This window comes from Streptomyces sp. NPDC002232 (assembly GCF_042890295.1).
GTDB lineage: Bacteria > Actinomycetota > Actinomycetes > Streptomycetales > Streptomycetaceae > Streptomyces.
The window spans coordinates 434,236-444,608 of record NZ_JBIARV010000004.1 but is presented as its reverse complement, the minus strand read 5'-3'; the positions used below and the strand labels follow the sequence as shown (position 1 = coordinate 444,608).

Below are 10,373 nucleotides of genomic sequence, written 5' to 3'. Positions count from 1 at the left end.
GGGGCGTTCGGATGGTCGAGATTCGTGTGAGGTTCGACGGAGAGGCCGTGGACAGCGAGTCACTGGAGGAGTGGCTGCGTGCCGAGCCGCTGCTACAGGGGCGTGTCAGGCGGCCTGCCGTTACCCCTGAGCCGGGAAAAATGGGCTCGCCACTCGGGGAGCTCGTGGTCGGGGCTTTGATCTCGGGAACCGCCGGCTCCGTCATGACCGCGGTGGTGGACAGCATCGCGCGCTGGTTCCGCCGGCCGGGACGACGCAACTCCTCCGCGACCTCCGTCACGGTGGTGCTGGACGATCGGATCGTGACGTTGACCGTCGACGACGCGGGTGACGTGCAGAGGTCGCTCCAGCCGTCCGATCAGAGCGATGACAGTGCGCCGACGTCGACGTCGGACGCCGCCGGTGCTTAGCAGGCTTCCCGACCCGAAGCGATCCACCGCACTGCTGGTCGGTTCCGGCACCTACCGCCTGGGACGGCTGGCGACACGTCAAATACCAGCGACCACCAGAAATCTGGCCGACCTGGCCACAGCGCTGACCGACCCCGTGAACGGCGGCTTCGCTCGCGAGCGATGTGTCATCATCCAGGATCCGAGCGAACACACGGTCCTGACCACACTGGTCAGGCTGTTGGAAGACGCCACTGACACTTTTCTCTTCTATTACTGCGGCCACGGACTGCCCGGAAGACGCGCCACCGAGCTCTTCCTGGGACTTCCGGACACCGACATGGACGCCCCACTCTGGTGGAAGACCGCCCTGAACTATAATGACGTCCGTCGAGTACTGCTGGACCATTGCGTCGCCGCTAATCGGATTTCCATCATCGACTCCTGTTTTTCTGGACGCAGCCTGCGGGAAACCGCCTCGGCAGATATATCGGCCGCGCTCGAGATCAAGGGAACTTACACGCTGTCAGCGGTCGGAGACAACGAGCTCGCCTATGCGCCGGAAAACGGTAGATACACGGCATTCACTGGAGAACTGCTCACGCTGCTCAACGACGGCCTGCCCGGCGGCCCCGAGCTGCTCTCCATGGAGAACCTGCACCGGACCTTGGCGGCACGACTCACATCCGTCGACGTCAACGGACCGCAACAGGGAAACACCGGAACGACCGGTGCCCTGGCGCTGGCGCGGAACCCGACACCCCGGGAGGGCACGCCCGAGGAAACACTCCGCTCACCAGACCCTCCCCCCACGCCGCAGACGCAAGACACCACGCCCCGGCGTCGGGGTGGTTACACGAAGCAGCGGATCGCAACGACCATTCAAGCACTGGACCCCTCGAAGATCCGCGCCGAAATGGCGAGCCAGCTCACACCGAAAGTCATCGCCCGCGCCGTCGACGTCTTTGGGACCGACGAGGACGAGGAGATCATCGCGGTGGGTGTTCAGTGGCCTGAGCGGGGTCTGACGGACCGGCTCCTGGGATGGAACCGCAAAGAGAACGCCATGCCGGGCCTCAATTTCGCATTCACGACTCTGGGCCTTCGCTGTCACGGAAAGCTGTACCCGTATCATCACGTCTCACGCTTCACCGTGCACTTCGAGCCCGGCAACCAGCGAACCGTACCCGTATTCACGACCGGGCGAGTGTATTCCAGGACAGAAGGGACTCCGCCCGCCTGCTACCTCAAAGACCAGGACGGCAATACGCTCTTTCATGTCCAATTCTGGGAGAGATGGTCAGAGTTGATAGCCGCCATCGAATCAATGTGATTCCGACACATGTCGCGTCGCATGTCTGTCCGTCGTGTCTCGCTCACCCGCGGGGACCTGGGCCAGGCTCTACCTGGATGCGGCCCTGGATCCAGGCCTTGAACGCACGCCCGCTCTTCGAGCACTCTTCTCTCTGCTCGCGAGACCGCGGGCGGCGTCGGCGTGCCGGGCGGCAGGTGTCCGGCAGTTGGGAGAGGTCCGCATGACCACGCGCACTCCGCAGGAACTCGCCGTCCCCGTACGAGGGGGCGACCTGGCGGTGGCCCACTGGCCCGGGGAAGGTCCCGCGGTCATCGCCCTGCACGGCATCACGGGCAACAGCCTGTCCTTCGGCGCCGTCGCCGAACGGCTCGACGACGTCGACCTGTACGCCCCGGACCTGCGCGGACGGGCCGGCAGCGCCGACCTCCCGGCTCCGTACGGCATCCCCGCACACGTCGAGGACGTCCTCGCGCTCCTCGATCACCTGGGTCCGCGTCAAGCGCTGCTCCTCGGCCACTCTCTGGGGGCCTTCACCACCGCGGTCGCCGCCGCGCGGCACCCCGACCGCTTCCCGCGCGTGGTCCTCGTCGACGGCGGCCTCGGGTTCCCGATCCCGGGGGGCGCCGACATCGACGAGGTGATCGAGTCGGTCATCGGCCCGGCGATGCGCCGGCTCAGGGCGACTTTCCCGGACCGCGACGCGTACCGCGCGCTCTTCCGTGAGCACCCCGCCTTCGCGGCGCACTGGGGTCCGCACGTCGAGGCCTACGTGGACCGCGACCTGGTCGGCGAGGCCCCCGCGATGCGGAGCAGCTGCGCCCTGGACGCGGTCCGCGCCGACGGCGCGGGCCCCATCGGCGATCCCGAGACGCTGGGCGCCATCCACCGGCCGGAGGTGCGCGGCACCCTGCTGTGGGCGGAGCGGGGCGTGATGGACGAGCCGCAGGGGCTCTACGACGAGGAGCGCCTGGCGGCGGGCGGCCTGCCCCCGGACCGGATCGTCACCCGGCGGGTCGACGGCACCAACCACTACACGATCCTGTTCGCGGAGCACGCGACGGCGGCCGTCGCGGACGCGGTGCGCGCGGAACTGAAGCTGATGTAGCGGAGGAGGGGACGGCACCGCACCGGGGACGGCGCCGCTTTAAGGCCAGGCCGCGCCGAGGCCGGGCCGATTTAGGGCCGGGCCGATTTAGGGCCGGCCCGCGTCAAGGCCGGCCCGCGCCGAGGTCGGGCCGCCGGGGCAGGGGCCGCGTCGGCACCGCGCCGCCGTGGCTGAGTCCGCGCCGGGGCCGGGCCCCGACGCGGCCCCTCAGTCGACCAGCACCCCCGGATTCAGGATGCCCCGCGGGTCGAGCGCGCGCTTGGCGGCGGTCAGTGCGAGGGCGAAGGGCTCCGGGCGCTGGAGGTCGTAGCCCGGCCGGTGGTCACGGCCCACGGCGTGGTGGTGGGTGATGGTGGCCCGGTGACGGTGGAGCACCTCCCCCGCCACCGCCTTCAGCTCGTCCCAGAAGGCGACCTCGTCCCCGGGGCGGCCCGCGGCGAGCACGGTGAAGTAGGGCGCCGCACCGTCCGGATAGACGTGCGTGAGACGGCAGTTGACCGTGGCGGGATGGCCGGAGATCTTGCGCGCGGCCTCGCCGACCGTCCTGCGGACGTCCTCGATCAGGGCGGGGACGCGGTCCCAGGTGGCCGCCGTCTCGAAGGTCTCGGCCACCGCGCCCATCCGCGCCAGGCCGTCCCGCAGATAGGGCATCCGCAGGAACGCCGACCGCCACGCGCGCACCGCCCCGTCACCGGGAGCACCGCTCTCGGACGGTGCGCCCCGGCCTCCGTGGGAGCGTGCCAGGTCGACGGCGTGTGCGAGCCGGGCGTCGACCGGGGCCTCGGCGGACTCGAAGCCCAGGACGAGGACGACCGAGCCGTCCCGCGAGGCACCGGACAGCGCGGCCTCGCCGGAGTCGAGCAACCGGCAGTTGGCCGGGGCGAGGTCGGTCTGCGCGAGGGCGCGGACCGCCCCGAGCGCGGCGCCGAAGTCCTCGAAGGCCAGGGCGGCGGACGCCTTGTGGACCGGGCGGGCCTGGAGCCGCACCCAGGCCTCGGTGATGATCCCGAGCGCGCCCTCCGAGCCGAGGAACATCCGGTCGGGCGAGGGCCCGGCGCCCGAGGCGGGCAGTCGCCAGGACTCCGAGGTCCCGGCCGGGGTGACCACGCGCAGCGACTGGACGAAGTCGTCGATGTGCGTGCGCCCGGTGGCGTAGTGGCCGCCGGCCCGAGTGGCCAGCCAGCCGCCGAGGGTGGAGAACTCGAAGCTCTGCGGGAAGTGCCGGAGCGTCAGTCCGTGCGGACGCAGCTGGTCCTCCAGGCTCGGGCCGAGCGTCCCCGCCTGGATGCGGGCGGCCCTGCCCTCGGAGTCGACCTCCAGCACCCGGTTCATCCTGGTCAGGTCGAGGGAGAGCACCGCCCGGTGGCGGTCGCCCCGGTACTCGACCCCGCCCACGACCGAGGAACCGCCGCCGAACGGCACGACGGCGACGCGGTGCGCGCCCGCCCAGTCCAGGAGGTCGGCCACCTCCCGCTCGTCGGTCGGGTACGCGACCAGGTCCGGGATCCGGCCCGGACGGCCGCGCAGGGCGCGCGCGACGTCCCGGTACGCCTTGCCCATCGCGTGGGCCGCGCGGTCCGCGGGATCGGCGCTGATCAGCGGCGCCAGGCTCGCGGGCGGCCGGACGGCGGGCGCCCCGACGTCCAGATCAGCGACACGGGGTACGGGGAGCGGACGGGCCAGGGTGCCGGGCAGGAGGGCGCCCATCGCCTCGCACTCGGCGTCGTCGGGGTGGGCGTGCTCCCACCCCCAGCCCCACCAGGACCGGAGGGGGACGGTCGGGACCGACTGCGTCGTCGTGCCGGACATGGGCGCTCCAAAGGCGGCGAGTGAATTTACCAAGGGGTAAATTACTTACTGATAATATTCGCGCATGGCAACCCCCCGATCGAAGGCCGGCACCAAGGGCGTCCCCCGGCACCTGCGTCGGCAGCAGATGCTGGAAGCCGCTACCGAGGAGTTCGGAAGCCACGGCTACGCCGCCGCGTCCCTCGCCGCCGTCGCGGAGCGCGTCGGGGTCACCAAGACGCTGCTGCACCAGTACTTCGGCACCAAGGAGGACCTGTACGTGGCGTGCGTGACGCCCGTCGGGGACGGCCTGCTCGACGCGATCCGCACGGCCGTGGGCGAGGAGGGGGCGACGCCCGACACCCCCCTGCGGGTGCTCCGCGGCATCTTCGTCGCGCTGGAGGGGCGCAGGGAGGCGTGGTTCGTCCTCTACGACCGCTCCCTGCCGCCCGGCGGCGCGGGAGCCCGGACCGCGGCCTCCTACTGGGCGGCCGTCGACACGCTCGCGGCGGACGGCACCGCCGCGCTGCTGCGCGCCGCCGGCTCCGACGACCCGCTGGACGCCGACGCGCTCCGCCACGTCTGGACGGACCTGGTGGGCACCCTCGTCCGCTGGTGGATCAAGCATCCCGAGGAGACGCCGGAGGCCATGACCCGGCGCTGCGCCCGTCTCTTCACCGTCGCCGCCGCCCTCGCGGTCGACCCGGCACCCCCGAACTGAACGGGACGTCCGGGCGCCCCCTAGCCGACGCGCGCTCGCGGCGGACCCGCCGCCGCCCGTGCTGAACGGGACGCCCGAGAGTCCCCGAGCCGAACGGGATGTCCTGGCGCCCCCGAGCCGAACAGGACGTCCGGGCGCCCCCGAGCCGACCGGACGGGCCCGGAGGTCACTCCACCGTCCCCCACCACACCCCGCCCCCGGCGGCGGACGCCGCCGGATCCTCGGGCGTGCCCTCGCCGAGGGCGAGGCGGGTGACGATGCGGTAGCGGTCGCCCCGGTAGAGGGAGCGGACGTACTCCACCGGCCGGGCGTCCGCGTCGGAGGTGATCCGGTCGAAGAGGAGGGCGGGCGAGAGGACGGGCACCTCCAGGAGGACCGCCTCCTCCTCGCTGAGCACGGTCGGCTCGATGGACTGGACGGCGTGGGCCGGCCGGATGCCGCGCCGCTCGCGCAGATGGGCGTAGAAGCCGCCCTCCATGTCGGCGGCGGTGAGTCCGGGGACCAGGTCGGCGGGGACGTGCAGCTGCTCCAGGGCGATCGGCGCGCCGTCGACGTGCCGGAGGCGGGTCACGTGCACCAGTTCCGCCGCCGGGGAGATCGCGAGCTTGCGGCCGATCCGCGCCCCCGCCCGGGTGGTGCGGAGTTCGAGCACCGTGCTCGTCCAGCCGCCGGGGCTGCGGGGAGCGCCCGCCGGGTGGTCGTCGGCGACGAGCTCCTGGGTGATCTTGGCGGGGGCGACGAACATGCCCCGGCCGTGCTCCCGTACCAGCAGTCCGGTGGCGACGAGTTCGTCGACGGCGGCGCGCAGCGTGGGCCGGGAGACCTCCAGGGCGGCGCAGAGGGTGCGCTCGGAGGGGATGGCGTCACCGGGACGGCGGCCGTCGATCACCGCAAGCAGGTGCTCCCGCACCCGCGCGCGCTTCAGTTCCATGCCGTCCCCTCACCGGTGCGCCGTCCGCCCGCCGGTCAGTATGCATCCCCTTCGGTCGAGGACGTCACCAGGCCGTCGCGGGTGAAGTCGAGGCGGGAGACGATGCGGTAGCGGTCCCCCCGGTAGACGGAGTGGACGTACTCGACGGGCCGACCGAGGGTGTCGAGGGTGAGGCGCTCGATCAGCAGCGCGGGCGAGAGGACGGGGACGTCCAGGAGTGCGGCCTCGTCCTCGCTGACGACGGTCGGCTCGATCGACTGGGTGGCCTCCTTGACGTGGACCCGGTGGTGCTCCCTGAGGTGGTCGTAGAGGTCGCCCGCCTCGAGTTCCTCCGGGCTGAGCGCGGCGCCCACCAGGTCGGCCGGGATGTGCAGGTGCTCGATGGCCATGGGCGCTCCGTCGACGAGGCGGAGGCGTGCGACGTAGAGGAGCTCGGCGGCGGGCGAGAGGCGGAGCCTGCGGCCGATGCGGGCGCCGGCCCGGACGGTGGCGGACTCCAGGACGGTGCTGGACCAGTCGCCCGAGGCCCTGGGGACGGCGAAGGCCGTCTCCTCGGGGGCGAGTCGCTGGGTGATCTTGGCGGGGGCGACGAACATGCCCCGGCCGTGCTCCCGTACGAGCGCGCCCGTGGCGACGAGTTCGTCGACGGCGGCGCGCAGCGTGGGCCGGGAGACGCCCAGGGCGGCGCAGAGGGTGCGCTCGGAGGGGATGGGGTCGCCGGGCCCGAGGCCTTCGACGAGGCCGAGCAGGTGCTCCCGTACCCGCTCCCGCTTCAGCACCCCGCTGGAGGAGCCGTCCTTCATGCCACCCTCATCTCACTGGTCAACTGGTAAATCCGATACTAGCCGCACCGGTTGACCAGAGAACCCGTGAACGACCCATGTTTCTCAAGGGATTGACGGCCTCCTCCGAGCATGCCACCTTCTGCTCACACACCTGACCACTTGACCAATTGGTCAACCACGCATCGAGGTGCCCGTGAAGACTCGTCCCCTCGCCGGCTCCGTCGCCCTCGCGGCGGCCGCCGCCCTCACCGCCACGGCCTGTGGCGGATCGGGCGACCCGGCAGCCTCCGGCGGCCCGGAGAAGGTCACCGTATGGATCATGAAGGACAGCGTCACCGACGCCTTCCTCGACCGCTTCCGCACCGGCTTCGAAGCGGAGCACAAGGACATCGACCTGGACCTCCAGATCCAGGAGTGGGACGGCATCGGCGAGAAGGTCACGGCCGCCCTCGCCAGCAAGGACGCCCCGGACGTCATCGAGGTGGGCAACACCCAGGTCGCCCAGTACGCGGCGAGCGGCGGCGTCCGCGACCTCACCGACAGGACGGCCGAGCTGAACGGCGCGGACTGGCTGCCGGGACTCGCCGAACCGGGCAAGGTCGACGGCAAGCAGTACGGCATCCCCTGGTACGCCGCCAACCGGGTCGTGATCTACCACAAGGACCTGTTCGCCCGCGCCGGCGTTACCACTCCCCCGAAGACGCAGGCCGAATGGCTCGCGGTCACGGCGAAGCTGAACCGGGGCCGGACCCAGGGCATCTACCTGCCCGGCCAGAACTGGTACACCCTCTCCGGGTTCGTCTGGGAGGAGGGCGGCGACCTCGCCGTCAAGGACGGGTCCGGGTGGAAGGGAGCACTCGACTCCCCGCAGGCGCGCGCAGGCATGGACTTCTACCGGCGGCTCCAGTCCCTGGGCAAGGGTCCCAAGGACTCCGACGAGGCCAAGCCCCCGCAGGCCGAGGTCTTCGCCAAGGGCGAGGTCGCCCAGATCATCGCGGTACCGGGCGGCGCCAAGATCGTCGAGGAGATCAACCCCGCGCTCAAGGGCAAGCTCGGCTTCTTCCCGGTCCCCGGCAAGACCGCGGGCAAGCCCGGCGCGGTCTTCACCGGCGGCTCCGACCTGATCGTGCCGGAGGCGTCGACCCACCCCGAGGCCGCGTACGAGGTGGTCAAGGCGCTGGCCGGCGAGAAGTGGCAGACCGACATGGCCCGGACGATGAGCTACGTCCCCAACCGCACCTCGCTCGCCCGCGTGATCCAGGACGACGAGGGGACGGCCGCGATGGCCGCGGGCGCGGCGCAGGGCCGGGCGACGCCGAACTCCCCGCAGTGGGCGGCCGTCGAGGCCACCAACCCGATCAAGCAGTACATGACGGCGGTGCTCACCGGCACCGACCTCGCGCGGGCGGCCGAGACCGCCTCGCAGAGCATCACCAAGACCCTCGGCTCGTGAGCGGACCCGTGAGCCCGCCCGTGGAACGGCTCGGCGGCACACACGCCCCGGCCCCCGACGGTCGGTCCGAGGGAGGGACCGGCCGATGGACCGGAAGGCGGGCCGGAGGACGGCCCGGGGGACGGCAGGACGGGGCCGGCCGTCCCGCGGGCGGCCGCGGTCCGTCGGGACGGGGCGCCTTCTGGCCCTACCTCCTGGTCGCCCCCACCGTCCTCGGCGGTCTGCTCCTCCTCGGATACCCCTTCGCCCGGAACCTGGTGATCTCCTTCCAGCGGTACGGCCTCGGCGAACTCATCCGCGGCGAGGCCTCGTTCGTCGGGCTCGACAACTACCGGGCCGTGCTCGCGGACCCCGAGTTCTGGGAGGTCGTCCGGCGCACCTTCTGGTGGACCCTGGTCAACGTCGTCCTCATCATGGTGATCGCCACCCTGGTCGCGCTGATGTTGCAGCGGCTCGGCAAGCGGATGCGGATCTTCGTGACGACGGGTCTAGTCCTCGCGTGGGCCAGCCCGGTCATCGCCACCACGACCGTCTTCCAGTGGCTCTTCGCCTCGCGCCTCGGAGTGGTCAACTGGGTGCTCGTCCAGCTCGGGTTCGAGTCCTTCGAGGGCTACTCCTGGCTGGCGAACGGCCCCGCCGCCTTCACCGTCCTGGTCCTTCTGGTGGTCTGGCAGTCGGTGCCCTTCGCCGCGATCACCCTGCACTCGGCGCTGCTGACCGTCCCCGCCGAGCTGTACGAGTCGGCGCGGCTCGACGGCGCCGGCGGCTGGCGGATCTTCCTCTCGGTCACGCTCCCCCTGCTGCGCCCGATCTTCGGGCTCGTCCTCTGCCTGGAGGTCATCTGGGTCTTCCGCTGCTTCGCGCAGATCTGGGCCGTGACCAAGGGCGGCCCGGGCGAGGCGACGACCACCCTGCCGGTCTACGCCTATCGCGTGGCCCAGTCGCTGCACCGCTACGACCTCGGAGCCGCGGTCTCCACGCTCACCGTGCTCCTCCTCGCGGCCGTCCTGATCGCCTACTTCCGCCAGATGCTCCGACAGGAGGCCGACCGGTGACCCCGCGCGCCCTGCGCCGACTCCCCCTCAACACCGCGGCGGCGCTGGTCTTCGTCCTGGCCGTGTTCCCGGTGTACTGGATGGTGCTCACGGCCTTCCGGCCGACCCGCGACATCCAGTCCGAGACCCCGCGGTTCCTGCCCGTATCCGTCACCCTGGAGCATTTCCGGCACGCCGTGGCCGCCGACGGGTTCTGGATGTTCTGGCGCAACAGCCTGCTCGTGACCGCCGGTTGCGTCGTCCTCGCCCTCGTGGTGGCGCTCGCCGCCGCGTTCGCCGTCGCCCGGATGAACTGGCGCGGCCGGCGGGGCTTCATCCTCATGGTGTTCATCGCCCAGGTGGCGCCCTGGGAGGCCCTGCTGATCCCGATGTACGTGATCGCCAGGGACGCCGACCTGCTCGACCGGCTCGCGACCCTCAGCCTCGTCTACTTCATGGTCACCCTGCCCTTCACCATCGTGACCCTCCGCTCCTTCCTCGCCGCGGTCCCGCCCGAACTGGAGGAGGCGGCCCAGGTCGACGGGTGCACCCGCACCGCCGCGTTCCGCCGGGTGACCCTGCCGCTGCTCGCGCCCGGACTGCTCGCGACCTCGCTCTTCGGGTTCATCACCGCCTGGAACGAGTTCGCCTTCGCCAACATGCTCATCATCAAGAACCAGGACGACCGGACCCTGCCCGTCTGGCTGTCGTCCTTCTCGAACGTCTTCGGCACCGACTGGGGCGCCACCATGGCCGCCTCCACACTCTTCGCCCTGCCCGTCCTCGTCCTCTTCCTGGTCCTGCAGGGCCGGGTCGCCGCCGGAATGACCGGCGGAGCCGTGAAGGGATAAC

General features: G+C 71.5%; 10 protein-coding genes. 7 read left to right on the top strand and 3 right to left on the bottom strand.

Annotated elements, in window-relative coordinates:
* Positions 1-11 precede the first annotated feature (11 nt).
* The 3 genes from ACFYXU_RS19960 (at position 12) to ACFYXU_RS19950 (ending at position 2,809) form a co-directional block, all read left to right on the top strand.
* Entirely contained in the window at positions 12-410 is a 399-nt protein-coding gene (locus tag ACFYXU_RS19960; protein ID WP_389458936.1) for a hypothetical protein, read from the top strand.
* Positions 403-1,722: a caspase domain-containing protein gene (locus ACFYXU_RS19955; RefSeq protein WP_389458934.1), complete on the top strand. Its 1,320-nt coding sequence runs from the start codon at positions 403-405 to the stop codon at positions 1,720-1,722. The genes ACFYXU_RS19960 and ACFYXU_RS19955 overlap by 8 nt, the downstream gene beginning before the upstream one ends.
* 202 nt (positions 1,723-1,924) lie before the next feature.
* The gene (locus ACFYXU_RS19950) at positions 1,925-2,809 is read left to right on the top strand and encodes an alpha/beta fold hydrolase (protein ID WP_389458932.1); all 885 of its coding nucleotides are present in this window, start codon (positions 1,925-1,927) and stop codon (positions 2,807-2,809) included.
* Positions 2,810-3,016: 207 nt separating this feature from the next.
* Here the strand turns inward: ACFYXU_RS19950 and ACFYXU_RS19945 are convergent, their stop codons facing one another.
* Entirely contained in the window at positions 3,017-4,618 is a 1,602-nt protein-coding gene (locus ACFYXU_RS19945; RefSeq protein ID WP_389458930.1) for an FAD-binding oxidoreductase, read from the bottom strand.
* A gap of 64 nt (positions 4,619-4,682) precedes the next feature.
* Between ACFYXU_RS19945 and ACFYXU_RS19940 the strand changes: the two genes are divergently transcribed.
* Positions 4,683-5,318 (top strand): TetR/AcrR family transcriptional regulator, encoded by a 636-nt coding sequence (locus tag ACFYXU_RS19940; RefSeq protein ID WP_389458928.1) that lies wholly within the window; start codon positions 4,683-4,685, stop codon positions 5,316-5,318.
* Positions 5,319-5,484: 166 nt separating this feature from the next.
* On the opposite strand, the gene ACFYXU_RS19935 is transcribed toward ACFYXU_RS19940, so the two are convergent.
* Both ACFYXU_RS19935 and ACFYXU_RS19930 read right to left on the bottom strand, forming a co-directional pair.
* Positions 5,485-6,249: a GntR family transcriptional regulator gene (locus tag ACFYXU_RS19935; protein WP_389458926.1), complete on the bottom strand. Its 765-nt coding sequence runs from the start codon at positions 6,247-6,249 to the stop codon at positions 5,485-5,487.
* A gap of 35 nt (positions 6,250-6,284) precedes the next feature.
* Positions 6,285-7,052: a GntR family transcriptional regulator gene (locus ACFYXU_RS19930; protein ID WP_376511525.1), complete on the bottom strand. Its 768-nt coding sequence runs from the start codon at positions 7,050-7,052 to the stop codon at positions 6,285-6,287.
* 175 nt (positions 7,053-7,227) lie between these two features.
* Here ACFYXU_RS19930 and ACFYXU_RS19925 point away from each other — a divergent pair, with 175 nt between their 5' ends.
* The 3 genes from ACFYXU_RS19925 to ACFYXU_RS19915 all read left to right on the top strand — a co-directional run bounded on the left by ACFYXU_RS19925 (position 7,228) and on the right by ACFYXU_RS19915 (position 10,372).
* On the top strand, positions 7,228-8,487 hold the full coding sequence (locus tag ACFYXU_RS19925) for an extracellular solute-binding protein (RefSeq protein ID WP_389458923.1): 1,260 nt from the start codon (positions 7,228-7,230) through the stop codon (positions 8,485-8,487).
* Between the two features lie 194 nt (positions 8,488-8,681).
* Positions 8,682-9,542, top strand: a complete 861-nt coding sequence (locus ACFYXU_RS19920; RefSeq protein ID WP_389459646.1) for a carbohydrate ABC transporter permease — start codon at positions 8,682-8,684, stop codon at positions 9,540-9,542.
* Entirely contained in the window at positions 9,539-10,372 is an 834-nt protein-coding gene (locus tag ACFYXU_RS19915; protein WP_361849838.1) for a carbohydrate ABC transporter permease, read from the top strand. Before ACFYXU_RS19920 ends, ACFYXU_RS19915 begins: the two co-directional genes overlap by 4 nt.
* Position 10,373 lies beyond the last annotated feature (1 nt).

Excerpts from the sequence above, each read along its gene's own strand:
- ACFYXU_RS19960 (WP_389458936.1), top strand. The coding sequence starts at position 12 with ATGGTCGAGATTCGTGTGAGGTTCGACGGAGAGGCCGTGGACAGCGAG.
- ACFYXU_RS19950 (WP_389458932.1), top strand. The coding sequence starts at position 1,925 with ATGACCACGCGCACTCCGCAGGAACTCGCCGTCCCCGTACGAGGGGGC.
- ACFYXU_RS19945 (WP_389458930.1), bottom strand. The coding sequence starts at position 4,618 with ATGTCCGGCACGACGACGCAGTCGGTCCCGACCGTCCCCCTCCGGTCC.
- ACFYXU_RS19940 (WP_389458928.1), top strand. The coding sequence starts at position 4,683 with ATGGCAACCCCCCGATCGAAGGCCGGCACCAAGGGCGTCCCCCGGCAC.
- ACFYXU_RS19935 (WP_389458926.1), bottom strand. The coding sequence starts at position 6,249 with ATGGAACTGAAGCGCGCGCGGGTGCGGGAGCACCTGCTTGCGGTGATC.
- ACFYXU_RS19930 (WP_376511525.1), bottom strand. The coding sequence starts at position 7,052 with ATGAAGGACGGCTCCTCCAGCGGGGTGCTGAAGCGGGAGCGGGTACGG.